Genomic DNA, 15,999 nt, shown 5'->3' on the forward strand with positions numbered 1-15,999 from the left:
TCTGCGCGTCGCCGACGATACACGCAAACCCGACCGACTGGTAACGATGGCTTCGCTGATTGCTACCCTGACGGCATGACGGTGGCAGCGCCCTCGGCACGCGGGCTCCGGACCCGCGAGGCGATCATCGACGCCGCGACGACGCTCTTCGCCAGCCAGGGTTTCCGCACCGCGTCGCTCCGCGACATCGCGCAGGCCGCGGGGATCACCCACCCGGGGCTGCGGCGGCACTTCGCCTCGAAGGACGAGATCCTCCTCGCCGTCGTGGACCGCTACGAGACCGAGACCGGCGCCTGGGCCGACGCCGAAGGCCTCTCGGCGCCGGCGGCCGCGCGCATCGCCGAGCACCACCGCGTCCAGCCGGGGTACCTCGCGACCTTCACGGCTCTCGCGGGCGAGGCCACGGCGACGCAGCATCCCGCCCACGCCCACATGCGCAAGAGGTACGCCGATGTGCGTGCGGCGTCGGCAGCGCAGTTCCGCACGGCGCAGGCCGCAGGCGACGTCCACGCCGACCACGATCCGGACCGCCTCGCCGTACAGTACCCGGCCGCGTGGGACGGGTTGCAGCTGCTCGAGCTGCTCACCCCCGACCGGGTCTCGGTGGTCGCCGCCCTCCACGGCGCCGGCGAGCGGTTGCGGCACCCGCTCCCCCCGCTCGACCGCCGCACGCCCCGCGCCGCCCGCCGGCCCGTGGCCCTCACTCCCCCCGAGCCGCCCGACATGCCCGCGGGCTACGCGTCGGGACGCGCGCGCCGGGCGCGGATCGTCGCCGACGCGACACGGCTGTACGCCGAACGCGGCTACGGTGCCACGAGCATGAACGACGTCGCCCAGCGGGTGGGGGTGTCGAAGTCGACCCTGTTCCACCACTACCCCACCAAGGAGACGCTGCTGATCGAGGTGCTGGTCGCCCGCGACCGCTCCATCGGCCAGGCGGGTGGCGACGAGGCGGCCTCGGCCGCCGACGCGCTGCGAGCCTTCGCCGACACGGCGCGCCGCAACGCCGAGCGCTCGCCCGGCCTCATCGAGGTGCATGCCGTGCTGTCCTGCGAGGCGTCGGCCGCGGAACACCCCGCGCGACCGTACTTCATCGCGCGGTACCGGCACCTCCTGGACGCCACGACCGATCTCTTCCGCACGGCGCAGGCCGACGGCGACCTCGCACCCGACCGCGACCCCGCCTTCGAGGCCGCATGGCTCATCGCGCTCTGGGACGGGCTGCAGATCCAGTGGCTCTACGACCGCTCGGCCGTGAACGTCAGCGAGGAACTCGCGGACCACCTCGCCCGCGTGCTGCCGCGCTGATCCGCGGGACGCGGCGCCGCGGTCCGGCGCGCCGTCGCGGGAGACGTGCGCCGAAACCGACGACCGCGACGAGAATCGCCCCATGGGGTTCTCGGAGATCATCGAAGGCATCGGCAAGTCACTGGATGCCGTGGGCGTCGGGGCGATCGTGATCGGGGTGATCGCCGCCATCGTCCTCGCGGTCCCGCGCGCGCTCCGGCGGGAACCCGACACGTACGTCCGCTTCCGCCGATTCCTCGGGCGCTCCATCCTGCTCGGCCTGGAGCTCCTGGTCGCCGCCGACATCATCCGCACCGTCGCGGTGACTCCCACGCTCTCGAGCGTCGGCGTGCTGGCGGCGATCATCGTCATCCGCACGTTCCTGAGCTGGTCGCTCGAGCTGGAGATCACGGGCCGCTGGCCCTGGCAGAAGAGGCCCGTTACGCCGGGATCGGCATCCGCGGACTAGTCCCTCTCGGCTCGATCCGCCCGGACCGGCTCTCCGGACCGCCCCCACCGGGCGCGGCGGTGATTCGCTGACCGACCTCACCACGTATAGATGGTCACCTCAGGAGCGGTGGAGATTCAGCGGGCGACCGAGGGCGCGTCGACGGGCGCGTCCTTCTCGGACGTACTGCGTCGCCGACATGCACAGCGGCGCCACGGTCAAGCCGGTGATCGTGTACTGACCGCGCGGGGCCCGGCCGACACGCTCGGGCGGGCCCCGTCGGCACGCCGTCGCCAGAGGAACCACGCGCACAGCACGCCCTGCACCATGACGATCGCGCTGATGGTCGACGCGATGATCCCGGCCGACTGGTCCGCCGCGGTGAGCAGGTCGAACCCGGCGTGCCAGAGAAGCACCGGGACGATGCTGCCGCGTGCACCCACCGTCATCCACGCGAGCAGGAACGAGCCGCACACCAGCGCCAGCATCCACCCGATGATCCCGGCGCCCATCTCGGTGTACGTGGGGTTGAAGAAGAACGCGGGCGCGTGCCAGGCGATCCACACACCGGCGACGATCAATGCAGCCCAGAACGGCGACACGCGCCGCGTCAGCGCGGGGAGCAGCCACCCGCGCCAGCCGGCCTCTTCGCCGAGACCGAAGGTGAGCACCCACACCAGCGCCACCAGCGGCCAGGCCAGCCCCGGGAGCTTCTCGGTCAGTCCGAACGCGGCGGGGTCGGGCCAGGCGCCCGTGACGACGAAGACCACGAGCCACGCGATGCCGAGGTACGCCAGCGGCATCCCGATCCCGACCACCCACCACACCCACCGGAAGCGCAGCGAGAACGCGCGCCCCGCCCACGCGCGCAGAGCGCCAAGCCCGCCCTCCCACGCCGACGCCGCGACAGCGCCGCACAGCGGCCCGACCGAGGCGAGGAAGAAGGTCCACGGCATCCGCTCGAGACCTGCGGTCTGCGCCTGCACCAGGAGGGGCGCCCAGATCGCCCACGTCACGGCGAACGCCACGGTCACGAAGACGGCGATGCCGCCGGAGCGCGATCGTGCTGTGCCCGCCGTGCTCATCTCGCCCCCTTTCCCCGACCGGCGACCGGTGTCACCACCGTGATATCCGCCGCGTCGTGGGCCTCGCGGGACGAAAGACCCGTGGCCGCCGTACGCAACTCCGCTTCCCCCCGGCGCCCGGCCTGCCAGGCTGGACGCGTGAAGTCGTTTCGGTGCCGCGTGTGCGGCAATGCCCTGTACTTCGAGAACTCGGTCTGCGTGTCGTGCGGAACCGCCCTCGGCTTCTCGCGCGGTGAGGCCGAGATCGTGCCCGTCGACGCGCAGGGTCGCTACATCGACTCGTCCGGACTCGTGTGGCACGTCTGCCGCAACCTGAACCTGTCCGGCTGCACGTGGCTCGCGCCCCTCGAGGGCGGCCAGTGCGCAGCGTGCGATCTCACCCGCGTCCGCCCCAACGACGCCGACCTCCAGGGACTCGCGCAGTTCCCCGCCGCCGAGCGCGCGAAGCGGTGGCTGCTCTTCGAACTCGACCGGCTCGGATTCCGCGTCGCGAGCAAGGCGCAGGACCCCGAGCGCGGCCTGTGCTTCGACCTGCTCTCGAGCGTCGCCGAGAACGTCGTCATCGGGCACGACGAGGGGGTCATCACGATCGACCTGGCCGAGAGCGACGACGCCTACCGCGTGAAGGTGCAGAACCAGCTCGGCGAGCCGTACCGCACGATGCTCGGGCACTTCCGGCACGAGGTCGGGCACTACATCGAGTGGGTCATGGTCGAGGGGACCGACCGCATCGCGGAGGCCCGCGAGCTCTTCGGCGACGAGACCGCCGACTACCAGGCCGAGATCGACCGCCACTACTCCGAGGGGCCGCCGGCCGACTGGCCCGAGCGCTACATCTCGACGTACGCGACGATGCACCCGTACGAAGACTTCGCCGAGACCTGGGCGCACTTCCTCCACATCACCGACACGATCGAGACCGCGACCGCGTACGGCCTCCTCACCGTGGGCGGGATCGACGCGTTCTCGCGCTTCCGCGACCTCGTGACGGGGGTGTGGATGCCACTGACCACCTCGCTCAACATGATCAACCGGTCCATGGGCAAGGCCGACCTCTACCCCTTCGTCATCCCCGATCCGGTGCTCGACAAGCTGGAGTTCGTCGCGTCGCTGCGGTTCGGAGGCGGAGCGCCGGAGGCGGGTGGCCCGGGCGGGTAGCGTTGTCGGGGTGACGCATCCGCAGTGGCATCCCTCCGATGACGGCATCAACTTCCACACCCGCAAGTGGGTCAAGCCCGAAGACCTGAACGCCAACGGCACCCTGTTCGGTGGCAGCCTCTTGCGCTGGATCGACGAGGAAGCCGCGATCTACGCGATCATCCAGCTCGGCAACTACCGCGTGGTCACGAAGCTCATCTCGGAGATCAACTTCGAGGCATCCGCTCTGCAGGGCGACCTGATCGAGATGGGGCTCACCGCGACGCACTTCGGTCGCACGTCGCTCACCATGCGCGCGGTCGTGCGGAACATGATCACGCGCAAGCGCATCCTCACGATCGAGCGGCTCGTGTTCGTGAGCGTCGACGAGGACGGCAAGCCGAAGCCGCACGGCTACACCGAGATCACGTACGACCGCGACCGGATGCCGCACGAGCACCCCGCGACCGGGAGCATCCGACTCGATTAGTCCGCCGGATCGCCGCCACCGGGCGCGGTAGTGATTCACTGAGCACATGACCACGGATCTGTTGGCCGACTGGGACGTCTCGCCCTTCGCGTACGACGGCATCACGCACGACGTCTATCGTTCGGGCGACGGTCCCGGCGTCATCCTGATCCCGGAGCTCCCCGGCGCGACCCCCGAGGTGATCGCGCTCGGCGAGCGACTCGTCGCCGCGGGCTTCCACGTCGCCCTCCCCTCCATCGTCGGAACGCCGGGGCGGCCGGTGAGCGGCGGGTACATCGCCGGTTCCGCTCTGCGCATGTGCGTGTCACGCGAGTTCGCGGCGTTCGCACGTCGCGCCGATCGTCCGATCGCGGGTTTCCTGCGCGCCCTCGCGCGTGATGTGCACGCCGAGCGCGGCGGGCCCGGTGTCGGTGTCATCGGGATGTGCTTCTCCGGCGGATTCGCTCTGGCGACGGCCGCCGACGAGAGCGTGCTCGCGCCCGTCGTCTCCCAGCCCGCGCTCCCCCCGCCGATCGGCGCCGGGCGCACCGCGACCGGTCTGAGTCCGACCGAGGCGTCCGCCGTGCGCCGCCGCGCCGGCGACGGCCTGTGCGCGCTCGGTCTGCGGTTCACGAACGACCGCAGCGTCCCGGCGGAGCGTTTCGCGGCGTTCGAGCGGCTTCTCGGCGAGGGATGGCGGGCGTTCGAGATCGACTCCTCCCCGGGCAATCCGGATGGCATCCCGGCCGGCGCGCACTCCGTCCTCACGGACGCCTCGGCCACCGTCCCGGGTCACCCGACGCAGCGGGCGAACGAACAGGTCGTCGAGTTCCTGCGCGAGCGACTCGGCGGCTGATCACTCTCCTGAGAGTCCCGTGAGCCGCCGGAGCGGAAGGCGTAACATTCCGTCACACGAGCGCTCCGCCGCCGGCCGATCGCATCCGCTTCGAGCACACGGGAGACCCACATGGACACCACGATGATGATGAAGTCGATGGACATGGGCGAGATGACCATGGACATGGATGCCCTGCAGGACTGCATGCAGTCCCTGAACGCCTGCGCGATGGCGGCGGCGATGTGCGCCGGCAGCGACATGATGCACGGCGCCGAGATGGCCAAGTGCTGCGCCATGTGCTCGAACATGGTCGAGATGGCCCAGGCGACGATGCACATGATGATGCGCCCTGCGGGCATGGACATGGACGTGATGACGGCCATGATGACGGCCTGCATGACGATGGGGAAGGCGTGCGCCGACGAGTGCCGCATGCACGGCGACATGGACGAGATGTGCCGCTACTGCGCCATGGCGTGCGACGACATGGTCATGAAGTGCGAGGCCATGATGGCCTCGATGTCCGCCTGAGGACTCAGGCGCGGCGCGCGGTCGTGAGGGCGGCCGTCGCGCTGAGAAGCTCCGCGACCGGGTGGTAGGCCACCGGCTCCCCCGCCACGAGGTCGACCGCCGGGCCGACGATCCGTACGCGCACGCTCTCGCCGTTCAGGAGCGCGATCGTCGCCTCGGCGCCGTCGACGTGCGTGACGAGTCCGTCCGACCACGCCGCGGGGTGCGCGGACGCCATGCAGCGCTGGATCGGGTGGACTGTCGACGAGATCGTGCGGGACATGGCTTCACCTGCCTTCGGGGAGTGCGATGTCACGACGGTACGGGATGCCGCCGCCCACGCCGCCGCGAGACGTAGCGCGACGTAACACCGGGTCGTCGACTACGCACCCGCGGGCGTGATCGCCAACCGCGTGCCCCACGGGTCGGCGAGCCGCAGTGTGCGCCCGTCGTCGGCCGCGGCGATGTCGTGGTCGCGCAGGCGCTCGGCGAACGCCTCGACGTCGTCGCGCGTGGGCACGAGGATGCGCACGTCGCCGAGGCCGAGGGTGGCCGCGCGAGGCCCCGCGCCGGCGCTGTGCCACGTGTTCATGCCGAGGTGGTGGTGGTAGCCGCCCGCCGAGAGGAACAGCGCCGAGCCCAGGTCGGCGGTCACGTCGAATCCGAGGATGCCGGCGTAGAAGCGTCGCGCCGCGGGGATGTCGCCGACCTGGAGGTGGACGTGTCCGATGGTGGCCGTGGCATCCGTCCCGCTGTCTTTCGCTTCGGGGTCGTACCAGCGCTGCAGGAACTGATTCGGGTCGAGGAATTCCGACGCCATCTGCACCGTGCCGTCGGCGTGGACCGTCCACTGGTCGCGCGGGCGGTCGCGGTAGAGCTCGAGCCCGTTGCCCTCGGGATCGTGGAAATAGAACGCCTCGCTGACGAGGTGATCGGCGGATCCCTCGTACATCTGCCCGGCGTGCCGGGCCATGGATGCCAGGGCGGAGGCGAGCCGGGCCTGATCCTGGAACACGATGGCGGTGTGGTACAGCCCGGCGCCCCGGCTGTCGCGGCCCGGGAGGTCCTTCTCCTGCCGGAGCACGATGGATGCCACGCCCCCGCGCCCGAGGGTCGCCGTCGCGCCGGACTGGTCGAGGACGTCGAGCGTCACCGCCCGCCGGTAGAAATCCGTCATCCCGTCGAGGTCGCTGACGAGCAGCTCGACCGTGTCCATGCGCGTGCCGTCCGGCGCCGCGCCGGGCGTCGGCACGGACGGCGCGCTCCACGACGGTGCGGCGGGTTTCGAGGCCTGATCCACGAGAAGCTCCCTGTGACGATGTCATCGCAACCACTCCGGCGATTGGTTGTCGCTACAAGTAACTTAGGATGGTCGCGTGGTATTCCGCGCACCCCGTATGAACGCGCAGGAGTCCGCGGCATGGGTCGGCCTGGTCACCGTGAGCCAGCTCCTGCCGGCGGCACTCGACGCGCAGTTGCAGCGCGACTCGCGGATGACGCACTTCGAATTCTCGGTGCTCACCGTACTGCGATTCGCGCCCGACCAGACGCTGCGCATGACCGCGCTCGCCGCGGAGACGGCATCCACTCTCCCGCGCCTCTCGCACGTGTGCTCTCGCTTGGAGAAGCGCGGGCTCGTCGAGCGGTTCGCCTCCGCGGAGGATCGGCGTGCGACCGATGTCCGGCTCACCGCGGACGGCCGCCGCGACCTCATCCGCGCGACCCCGCGGCACATCGAGACGGCGCGACGACTCGTCGTCGATGCGCTCAGCCCGGCGCACCTCGACGCTCTCGCCGAGATCACGGCGGTCATCCGGGGGCGGCTCGAGGGCGGCTCCGAGTCGGCCACCGAGGCTCACTGACGCGTCGGGCACTCAGAGCGCGCGCATGCGATTGTTCCGCGCGTCGTGGGTCAGCTCAGCGAGCCCCAGTTCCTCGAGCAGCGGGGGCAGGTACATGCCGAAGCGTCCGCGATATCCCTTGCGTGTGCCGTACCAGCCCCCGACGGGGTTGCTCTCGGAGCGCCCCCACGCTTCGACCGTTCCCTCGACCACGGGCTTCTGCTCATCCGCGGCACCGAGCGGCACCCAGTCGCTCTGGCCGAGCAGCCAGGCGTGGAGGTCGTCGATCGCGCGGGCCTGGTACGTCAACTTCGTCGAGCCGACCTGACAGATCAGCTCCTCGCCGTCGCGGTACAGGGTGTATTCCGAGCTGCCCGGCGGAGTCCGCAGCACCCACGGATCGTCTTTCGTTCCTGCGGGCATCCGCGGCTCCCTCCGTCGGGCGCACGTCCGGCGGACGAGGCGATGAGGACATCCTGGCCCGCCGGGACGGCAGCCGCCAGGGACGCGGCTCGATAGTCTCGCGCCATGCGCATCGTCGTCACTAGATCTCGTCGCCCTTGGGAAGTACGGTCAACCTGATCTGAAGTTCACGCCCATCGAGGGAGTACTCGAACGCCTGATTGTTCGCGATCGCGCGGTTCATGACGGGGACCAACTTCTGAGTCTGATTAGCACTCCAGGGCTCAGTTGCGTCAGAGACGTCGAACGAAGGCCTGCCGTTTGGTTGCTCCACGACTGCGCCTGCCCGCCAGCGTGCGGCGACATACTTTCCCGTCTGACCGACGTCCCATGCCAGCGCCATGAGACCAGCGACTGCGACGGGGCTGCTGGTCGCCACCGATACGAGCACGCCCCAAACCGTCGTGAGCACTTCGAATGAGCCGACGCGAGCGTCGAGGAGGTGCAGTCCACCTTGGAAAGTGCGGATAGGTTCCGGCCATTCTCTCTTTTTGCTGCCACGAATCATGATTTGGTGATACATCGCCCCAGCTCTACGCGCAGCGAGGTCCAGTCTGCCCAGCATCCGCGACGCGCCAAAGGCGTCGCGGCCGTCGTATCTCGCCGATATCACCAAACGCGGTATCGGCTGCTGATTCAGCCAACCAGGACGAACGAACGGACTCTCCACTCCTGCCATTTCAGTGCGCGCGACATCCGCTAGGCGCCCTGAGGCAGCGCCGCTCAGCGCGGGAGCAGGCGACCGAAACGGCCCGTATCGGTCCAGGACGCGTGGGACTCGCAGATCCACCCGCGCCGGAAGCTCGCGCGACGACAGATAATCCAGGTCAGCCGGGACCAAAGCCTTCTCAAATGATTCCACCAGCGATGTCCTCTCGCGTCGTGATCTGCAGATGGACGAGCTCCGCGAGGAACACGGCTTATGCAACCTTCGCCGCCACGTCCTCCAGCGACGACTCCGCGGTGTCAAGTCCAGACCGTCGGATCCAGAAGCGGACTCGCGTCGGGCAATGCTTCAAACATCGTGCCACGCGCGATCGCGAAAGTTCGATCGGTGAAGAGCGGCGCAGGCAATTTCTGCTGCGCGAGGCCTTCCTTGATGATGCCGTCAAGCATTGCCGGGGTGCCCGACACAATCTTGATGCGCGACATCCTCAGGCCTTTGTTGATCTGTCCCGACGGTGACGTCGCGAGCGGCACGTCCTTCTTTCTGAACCAGACCGTCACGCCGTTGGCCTTTGGCGCGTCATGCATGTCCTGCGCGGCGCTCCCGCGATCTAGCCAAGCGCGACATGGACGACGTCCCGACGGTCTCGGTGCCGAGCAGCCTCCTTCTCTTTCTCCACATCACGACGAATCAGCGCTTGAGCGCGAAGCTCATCAGCGGTGCAAGACTTACCACCCGATGACGACCGGCCAGAGATTCGACCCCACGACGGATCGCCACTGGCGGATACTGCGGAGCGTGCGGGGTCTAGTTGGACCGCGGGTAGCCCTGCGACCGGCCACCGTGAACAGGGCAGGCGTCACGGCCACCTGAAGTGCGTTGACCGTCTCGCGGAGTTGTACATCGCGCCATGTCGATGACACTGGCGGAGGCATCCCGCGTAGCCGCTTTCGCTATGCGCGATAGCAGACCGTATGATCGCGTCCCGATATGCTCGGGGTCAATCCGAGATGGAGTTGATGCGCCGTGGCCGAGACCCTTCCCTACATGCAGTCCACAGGACTGGTCAGCAAGATTCTTGACGGAATCAAGAGTGCAAAGACTCCAGATCGCTTCTCGCAGGACTTCCTCGGAACGGTGCTCGGGTTCTCCAGTGGCAGCGCCAGGCCCTTCATCCCTTTGGGCAAGCGACTCTCCTTGATCAGTTCTGACGGGAGTCCCACAGAGCTGTACAAGAGATTCCGCGGTTCGGTGGATGAGTCGAAGGCCGCGATGGCCGAGGCTATCCGAACTGGTTACGCGCCGCTCTACAAACGCAACGAGTTCGCCGACAAGCTCGACAAGAAGAAACTCGAAGGGTTAGTCAAAGAGGTCACTGGGTCGGAAGACGGATCGAGCACCGTGCGCGCTATCGTCGGAACCTTCGAGGCGCTCAAGCCGTACGCCGACTTCACAGCGTCTGGTGCCACAAGCGGTGCTGTCGCTGAGACTCCGGGCAACTCGCAGCAGCACGCCAGTGACACTCCACCACCCGGAGGAGTAATCCCAGACCCGAGTCTCGGCGGGGCAGCTGTTCGATTCGGGTACACGATCAACATCAATCTGCCGAACACCAGTGACATCGCGGTGTTCAACTCAATCTTCAAGGCCCTGAAAGATCATCTTCTGTGAGTGACTCGCTTAGCCAGGTGCAACTGATGCACATGGGACGTCAACTCTTGCGAGTGGAGTTGGAGGACATCTCGGCTCGCTTCGACGTAGACCCGGTCGCCGGTGACGATGTTGTCGACGACGTCACGACTCAGGAGAGCTACTACCTTCAGTTCTCTGCCGCCCTCCGCGCGCAGGCGGCGGAGATGGCGCGCTACTACCAAATCTTCTACTGCCTCGAGAATGAGATTCGCGACATGATCGAGTCGCAACTGGAGGAGGCGCACGGGGAGAAGTGGTGGGACGAGCACTGCCCTGAGAGTGTAAAGACGGCAGTGGACAACAACAAGAAGCGCGAGCAGGACAACGGCGTCACGCTACGATCCTCACACCCGATCGACTACACGACGTTCGGTGAGCTCGGCGAGATCCTAAAGGTCAACTGGGACATTTTCGGCGCCACCTTCAACAGCAAACGGGGTGTCGAGAAGGTGCTGAGCAGCCTCAACCTCCTCCGTGGGCCAATCGCCCACTGCGCGCCGCTCGCCGAGGACGAGGTTGTGCGCCTCCATCTCGCTGTACGGGACTTCTACCGTCTGATGGAGTGAGCAACCCTGCGTACAGCAGGAGGCCTTTCGGATCCCCACCCTATTTCACGCAACGACAGAGCCCCGGCGGATCCTTTGATCCACCGGGGCCTCGACTGTCGGGATGACAGGATTTGAACCTGCGACCCCTTGACTACCTCGACGGGTGCGACAAGGAACGACACCCGCCGACACTGGACGACACTTTCGCTGCCTGACCGGGGGTAATCTCTGCCGTGGGAGCGACAATCGCCGACACCGGGCGACACCGACGTCATCCGACATGTGAGACGAATGTGAGACATCAGCCCGCGTGGCGGCGCGTCTGCTCGGCTCGCGCGCGCTCCCGACACCGCCGCAGACGGGATGCCAGCATGGGTCGCGCCTCGAGTGCCTCGCGTGTCGATCGCTCGATTCAGAATCTGGAAGTACCGCGCAGGCGTGACGCCGAACCGCGCGCGGATTGCCTCATCCTTGCGCGCCGACCATCGCGGCCACTGCTCCTCGAAGTCGAGCAGCTCCGTCACCTCGATGCTCGCCATGTGGACAGTCTGCGCGGGGCCTCCGACATCCGGACTACGCTCCCCCGCGTGACCCTGCCTCCGCCGATCGCGTGCCCCCGGTGCGGGACGGTGATCGCCGCGACGTGGTGCCACGCGTGCCGCGTGCACGTCATCCCACGCGGATCGCCCCGTCAGGACGCAGGCGGCGTTCCGAAGTAGATCCGCTCCCCCGTGTTCCGCATCGTCACGAGCACCTGGCCAGCGGTCACACCCTCCGGCACGACCTGCACATCCGAGAACCGCGCGGTGGCCGGCGCGTACATCTCCGCGATGTTCACGATGTTCTCCTCGGGACCGCCGACGCCGAACGCGATCGCGTTGTAGGTGTTGCCGTCGGAGCCCACGACCGCGAGCTCGAGGTCGTAGCCGGGTGCCATCGGGGTGTCGAGCAGACGCTCAAGGGTGCCGGTGTAGCCGACGAACGTCGTCCCCGCCTCGGGTCGCGAGGGCGCCAGGTAGGACTCGTCGTCACCGTACTTCTCGACGGCCGCGGCGAGGATCTCGGCGCTCATGTCGCGGGGCTGGTCGATCGTCACCTTCCAGGCGGGTCCGCCAGCCTCACCGATGTCCTCGAAGGTGTACGCCTCGCCGAACGGCACCGGGTTCTGTCGCGTGCCCGCCGGCTCCGCCGCCGCTTCCTGCGTCGGAGTCGGCTGTGCCTCGGCGGTCGGTGCGGACTCTGCTGGCGCGGTATCCGCCGCCCCGCACCCCGTCAGCAGCAGCCCCATCGCCGCTACCCCCGCGAACCATGCCCCCGTGCGTTTCATGGTCGAAGCGTAGCCTGTCGGTGCCGCCGCGTACGCTGTTCCCCTCGGCCGGGGAAGGGGACCGGTCTATGGGCTCGACGAAGGTCACAGACGAGAAGCTGCAGCTGACGCTCACACGGGTCGCGCCATGCACGCTGCCGATGCAGGCGTTCGGCCCGCAGCCTGTCGAGTGGTTCCCGGCGCCGCGGCCGGTGTGGGTGTGGGTGCAGTGGCGTGACCGGCCCGCAGAGCGTGTCCCCGGTGTCGCGCGGGGTGCGAACGACCGGGTCGTGATGATCGCGGTCGACGTCCGCGGGGACCACTGGGAGCCGGTCGTGTGGCGCAACGCGGTGACGGTGCGCACGTGAACGACGAAACGCCCCCGGCGTCCCGCTCCGAAGAGTAGGACGCCGGGGGCGTTGTTGCGTCACGGGGTGCCCGCGTACGCCTTCTGATTCGTCTCGTTCGCGCCGCGGGTGGTGGAGTCGTGAACGGCGTGAACCTCTGCGAACTCCGCGATCAGACCCGTCCAGAACGGTGTCGTCGCGCGCGGGTTCGCGCCCAGGCCAGCCGCGTCGAGGGTGATCGCGGACGGTCGCGTGTACGCCTCAGAGTAGAGCTGTGCCCCATTGAGGCGACCGGTGAGGTTCGACCCACTGTCGATCACGGTGATCTGCGCACCCGTCGCAGTGAACGCGGCAGGCAGGTACCCGGTGCCGTTCTGTGCCCGGATGACCGTGGAGGCGTCGTTGCGGATCAGCGCATCCAATCGACCATCGGAACGGTTCGACACGATCGGCCGGTAGTACGGCACCGACGAGGACGCACGACCCTCACCGAACAGCACCCCACCCTGTGCCGGTGCTGTCGGCGACATCGCGACCGTGTAGAACGTGGCCGACCCGTCGTTGTACGCGCCGACCGCCGTCGACACGAGGACATCGTCCACACCGTCGAACCGGACTGCGGGCTTCCCGTTCACGGTCAGCACCGCACCGGATTCGACGATCTTCGGTTGCGCCGCGGCCGTCGACTGCGTGAAGTGGCGACCGTTGCCGGTCTGGTCGTACCAGGTGACGACGAAAGCGTCGCCGCCACCGGATGCCGTGATGAGCGCAGCCAAGTCGAGCCCACCACCCGACGTCGCGGAGATGTCGGTCTCGACGTTGTCGGATGCTCGGCGCACGCGGACCAGCGGACCCGTGTAGCCGGATACCGCCACGCGCAGCGACACCACACGCCAGAACGTTCCCGTCAGCGGGCCGACCCCGAGGGTGAACTGCACCGCCTTGTTCGAGGACCCGAACGTGGTCGACACCATGAGCCGGAAGTCGTGCAGCGCCGCCGACAGACCCGTGATCGTCTTCGACGTGCCCGACTGCGGGGTGCCCAGCGTCCAGGTCGACGACGACGCGAGCTTGTAGTCCACCCGGTACGTCTGCGCGAGCGGGTTAGCCGCCCACGACACCGCCACCTGGCCCGCGCCGGTCTGCGACACCGCCGGCGTGGGAACATCCGTCGCCGCGACCAGCACAACATTCGCCCATTCGGACTGTCCGAGTTCGTTCACCGACGCGATACGCACCTCGACGATCGACCCCGACGGGATGCCCGTCCGGGTCTGCACCGTGTTCAGGTACGAATCCCCCGTGGCGGACACGGTGCGCGACTCGGTCGTCCAGTCGCCGGAGTCGATCCCGCGGGTCTGCACGACGTAGGACGTGACACGCCCAGCAGGTGCGTCCCATTCGACGCGTAGCGTGCCCGAGTCGAGGGTGGGGCGCACGTTGCGCGGCGGCAGGGGCAGCACCCCGGGCACGTTCGCCAGCGCCCGCAGGTACGCGTCCCAGCGCCGCAGCCCGTTGATCCGCTGTCCGCCCGCCGTGTAGTGCACGGTGCCGCCGTCGGCCTTCACGAACCCCGACGCGCCGTACGCGAACCCGGAGTACAGCAGTCGGCGCGGGGTGTCGATGTGGACCGCGTTGATCCCGAGACGGAACGACGTCGCCCCGACGAGCGACTCCGGGATCATCTGCCCCAGCACGACCGGCAGCTTCGGCGCGCCGAGCGCGGTGCGCACGTAGGCCACGAACCCGTCCAGAGCTGCGGCGTAGGTGGCCGCGTCGATGCTCGCGGAGGCGTCGGATTCCCCCTGGATGCCGACGAGAGCGGCGAACTCCACGGCCGGGCTCGACTGCTTCGCCAGGTCACGGGCAGCCAGAGACAGGCTGACGAGACGGTCGGTGAGGTTGACCTGCCCGGTCCCGGGCGTCCACCCGACGAGCCAACGGTTGCCGCTGGAACCGCCCGCGTAGAACCCGGTCCCGAACCATGCGGCGGGGACGATGAGGACACGCACACCCGGGTTCGCGGCGGCGTACCGGCGGGCGAACACGAGAGCTGGGGACAGGCCCGTGGACCCGTCACCGAAACCGATCGGATCCTGAGCGGGCACGATGGTACCCACCCCGGTGCCCGCGGTCGGGAAGGCGAAGATCCGGGCATCCACCGGGTCAGCCGTGTAGTCCGTCCCCTGGGATGACTCGTTCGACTGCCCCCACGCGATGATGATCTTCCACGGAAGAGTCGAGATCCGCTGATCCGCGATCGCCTGCGCCAAGCCGACAGCGTCCGAAGCATTCTCAGCAAGCTCCTGCAGCGCAGCGATCGTTGTGCTGTCCGCGGTTGCCCACGGCAGTGCCGGCCACAGCGTCGCGCCGTCACCGATCTTCACCCGCATGAGCGTGAGGTCGATGCCCATCTCACCCTCGGCGAGGGGCACGGCAGCCGAGGCCCATGCCGCGGACGTGCCGCGCTTGAACTGGATCGGTCCTACGAGGTCAGCCACGAGCGGCCTCCTGATCTACGAGAGGGGGTGACGTCCACAGGGTGACGACGTCGATGACGAGGGGGTGATGCGGGTGAAGCCGTGGTAGCTGAGAGCGGCGACCGTCCAGGCGAGGACGGCCGCCGCGACGAGGACGCGGATCACTCGTTGTGCGCGCCGTCGACCCGCGTCGGCTTCTCGGTCGCGCGCTCGACGGCGGACGCCGTGCCACGGGTGATGAGCGTGTACGACGCCGACACGATGACGACGGAGAGCAGCATGAACAGCCAGATGTTGCCGATCGGCTCGCCCGTGATGTTCATGTAGAACAGCACGACGACGATCGCGAGGGCGACGGCGAAGGTGATCGAGACGACCTTCTTCTGCCACGGCTTCCGCACGAACGGCAGGAGCCCGTTCAGCGCTCCGATCGCGTACGGCGAGAAGAACGCGAGCAGCGTGAGGATGCCGGCGGGCGCGGCGGGAATAGCGATGTCCATGATGGTGTCCTTCCGGGACGGTGACGACCCCGGCGGACGCCGAGGTCAGGGCTTGTCGCGGTCAGGCCGCGATGGATAGGGATCGAGCTCGTCGGGATCCGTGCACGGCGCGTCGATGAAGCGCCGGCGGGCGATCGCGAGTGCCTCCTCGACGATCCGGGCCCACCGCTGCCACCACGCCGCATCGGCCACGGCGTCGTCGCGCGCCTCGATCGCGGTGTCCCGTTCAGCGCGCGCCTTGTCGCGCTCGGCGATCGCGGCGTCCACCTCGGCGCGCCGCTTCTGCAGGTGGCCCTTGCGGGCGTCACGGACCCAATCGAGGATCTTCACGAGCAGGCCACCGGAGGAGACCGCGATGATCAGCTTCACGAGGTCTTCGATG

21 protein-coding genes are annotated in these 15,999 nt (G+C 68.4%); 10 read left to right on the forward strand and 11 right to left on the reverse strand.

The genetic code is table 11. The annotated features are described in order from the left end of the window. The first annotated feature begins 75 nt into the window (after positions 1-75). The gene (locus tag BGO45_RS10980) at positions 76-1,308 is read left to right on the forward strand and encodes a TetR/AcrR family transcriptional regulator (RefSeq protein ID WP_292694112.1); all 1,233 of its coding nucleotides are present in this window, start codon (positions 76-78) and stop codon (positions 1,306-1,308) included. An 82-nt stretch (positions 1,309-1,390) separates the two neighbouring features. Then, the gene (locus tag BGO45_RS10985; protein WP_292694114.1) at positions 1,391-1,756 is read left to right on the forward strand and encodes a DUF1622 domain-containing protein; all 366 of its coding nucleotides are present in this window, start codon (positions 1,391-1,393) and stop codon (positions 1,754-1,756) included. A 197-nt stretch (positions 1,757-1,953) separates the two neighbouring features. On the opposite strand, the gene BGO45_RS10990 is transcribed toward BGO45_RS10985, so the two are convergent. Further along, complete coding sequence (locus tag BGO45_RS10990; protein ID WP_292694116.1) at positions 1,954-2,820, reverse strand: CPBP family intramembrane glutamic endopeptidase; 867 nt, start codon at positions 2,818-2,820, stop codon at positions 1,954-1,956. A gap of 138 nt (positions 2,821-2,958) precedes the next feature. On the opposite strand from BGO45_RS10990, the gene BGO45_RS10995 reads away from it, so the two are divergent. From BGO45_RS10995 to BGO45_RS11010, 4 genes are all read left to right on the forward strand, one after another. Next, on the forward strand, positions 2,959-3,978 hold the full coding sequence (locus BGO45_RS10995; RefSeq protein WP_292694119.1) for a putative zinc-binding metallopeptidase: 1,020 nt from the start codon (positions 2,959-2,961) through the stop codon (positions 3,976-3,978). A gap of 10 nt (positions 3,979-3,988) precedes the next feature. Then, positions 3,989-4,447, forward strand: coding sequence for a hotdog domain-containing protein (locus BGO45_RS11000; RefSeq protein WP_292694121.1), 459 nt, complete (start codon positions 3,989-3,991; stop codon positions 4,445-4,447). A 46-nt stretch (positions 4,448-4,493) separates the two neighbouring features. Beyond that, positions 4,494-5,282, forward strand: coding sequence for a dienelactone hydrolase family protein (locus BGO45_RS11005; protein ID WP_292694123.1), 789 nt, complete (start codon positions 4,494-4,496; stop codon positions 5,280-5,282). Between the two features lie 111 nt (positions 5,283-5,393). After that, a complete protein-coding gene (locus BGO45_RS11010; protein WP_292694125.1) occupies positions 5,394-5,795 on the forward strand; it encodes an aldehyde dehydrogenase in 402 nt (133 codons plus the stop codon). 4 nt (positions 5,796-5,799) lie between these two features. On the opposite strand, the gene BGO45_RS11015 is transcribed toward BGO45_RS11010, so the two are convergent. Continuing rightward, positions 5,800-6,057, reverse strand: a complete 258-nt coding sequence (locus BGO45_RS11015) for a nuclease (protein WP_292694127.1) — start codon at positions 6,055-6,057, stop codon at positions 5,800-5,802. A gap of 99 nt (positions 6,058-6,156) precedes the next feature. Next, the gene (locus BGO45_RS11020; protein ID WP_292694129.1) at positions 6,157-7,074 is read right to left on the reverse strand and encodes a VOC family protein; all 918 of its coding nucleotides are present in this window, start codon (positions 7,072-7,074) and stop codon (positions 6,157-6,159) included. Positions 7,075-7,150: 76 nt separating this feature from the next. Here BGO45_RS11020 and BGO45_RS11025 point away from each other — a divergent pair, with 76 nt between their 5' ends. Beyond that, a complete protein-coding gene (locus BGO45_RS11025) occupies positions 7,151-7,636 on the forward strand; it encodes a MarR family transcriptional regulator (RefSeq protein ID WP_292694131.1) in 486 nt (161 codons plus the stop codon). A gap of 12 nt (positions 7,637-7,648) precedes the next feature. Here BGO45_RS11025 and BGO45_RS11030 read toward each other — a convergent pair whose 3' ends face one another. From BGO45_RS11030 to BGO45_RS11040, 3 genes are all read right to left on the reverse strand, one after another. Next, positions 7,649-8,038, reverse strand: coding sequence for a DUF6855 family protein (locus BGO45_RS11030; protein WP_292694133.1), 390 nt, complete (start codon positions 8,036-8,038; stop codon positions 7,649-7,651). Between the two features lie 121 nt (positions 8,039-8,159). Continuing rightward, positions 8,160-8,600 (reverse strand): hypothetical protein, encoded by a 441-nt coding sequence (locus tag BGO45_RS11035; protein WP_292694135.1) that lies wholly within the window; start codon positions 8,598-8,600, stop codon positions 8,160-8,162. A 443-nt stretch (positions 8,601-9,043) separates the two neighbouring features. Beyond that, positions 9,044-9,304 (reverse strand): hypothetical protein, encoded by a 261-nt coding sequence (locus BGO45_RS11040; protein WP_292694137.1) that lies wholly within the window; start codon positions 9,302-9,304, stop codon positions 9,044-9,046. Between the two features lie 466 nt (positions 9,305-9,770). Between BGO45_RS11040 and BGO45_RS11045 the strand changes: the two genes are divergently transcribed. Together BGO45_RS11045 and BGO45_RS11050 are read left to right on the forward strand one after the other, a co-directional pair. Then, positions 9,771-10,415 (forward strand): DUF5343 domain-containing protein, encoded by a 645-nt coding sequence (locus BGO45_RS11045; protein ID WP_292694139.1) that lies wholly within the window; start codon positions 9,771-9,773, stop codon positions 10,413-10,415. A gap of 53 nt (positions 10,416-10,468) precedes the next feature. Next, entirely contained in the window at positions 10,469-11,002 is a 534-nt protein-coding gene (locus BGO45_RS11050) for a Swt1 family HEPN domain-containing protein (protein WP_292694140.1), read from the forward strand. On the opposite strand, the gene BGO45_RS11055 is transcribed toward BGO45_RS11050, so the two are convergent. Together BGO45_RS11055 and BGO45_RS11060 are read right to left on the reverse strand one after the other, a co-directional pair. Beyond that, the gene (locus BGO45_RS11055; RefSeq protein WP_292694141.1) at positions 10,984-11,523 is read right to left on the reverse strand and encodes a DUF3263 domain-containing protein; all 540 of its coding nucleotides are present in this window, start codon (positions 11,521-11,523) and stop codon (positions 10,984-10,986) included. The two genes, BGO45_RS11050 and BGO45_RS11055, sit on opposite strands and share 19 nt — an antisense overlap. 152 nt (positions 11,524-11,675) lie before the next feature. Continuing rightward, entirely contained in the window at positions 11,676-12,311 is a 636-nt protein-coding gene (locus BGO45_RS11060) for a hypothetical protein (RefSeq protein ID WP_292694143.1), read from the reverse strand. A 68-nt stretch (positions 12,312-12,379) separates the two neighbouring features. On the opposite strand from BGO45_RS11060, the gene BGO45_RS11065 reads away from it, so the two are divergent. Continuing rightward, positions 12,380-12,658, forward strand: a complete 279-nt coding sequence (locus BGO45_RS11065) for a hypothetical protein (protein WP_292694145.1) — start codon at positions 12,380-12,382, stop codon at positions 12,656-12,658. A 59-nt stretch (positions 12,659-12,717) separates the two neighbouring features. Here BGO45_RS11065 and BGO45_RS11070 read toward each other — a convergent pair whose 3' ends face one another. The 3 genes from BGO45_RS11070 to BGO45_RS11080 all read right to left on the reverse strand — a co-directional run bounded on the left by BGO45_RS11070 (position 12,718) and on the right by BGO45_RS11080 (position 15,986). Beyond that, positions 12,718-15,138, reverse strand: coding sequence for a sialate O-acetylesterase (locus tag BGO45_RS11070; RefSeq protein WP_292694147.1), 2,421 nt, complete (start codon positions 15,136-15,138; stop codon positions 12,718-12,720). A gap of 140 nt (positions 15,139-15,278) precedes the next feature. After that, positions 15,279-15,617 (reverse strand): hypothetical protein, encoded by a 339-nt coding sequence (locus BGO45_RS11075; RefSeq protein ID WP_292694148.1) that lies wholly within the window; start codon positions 15,615-15,617, stop codon positions 15,279-15,281. A 45-nt stretch (positions 15,618-15,662) separates the two neighbouring features. Further along, positions 15,663-15,986 (reverse strand): hypothetical protein, encoded by a 324-nt coding sequence (locus BGO45_RS11080; RefSeq protein ID WP_292694150.1) that lies wholly within the window; start codon positions 15,984-15,986, stop codon positions 15,663-15,665. Between the last annotated feature and the right edge of the window lie 13 nt (positions 15,987-15,999).

It is taken from the genome of Microbacterium sp. 71-36 (assembly GCF_001898305.1).
Taxonomy (GTDB): Bacteria; Actinomycetota; Actinomycetes; order Actinomycetales; family Microbacteriaceae; genus Microbacterium.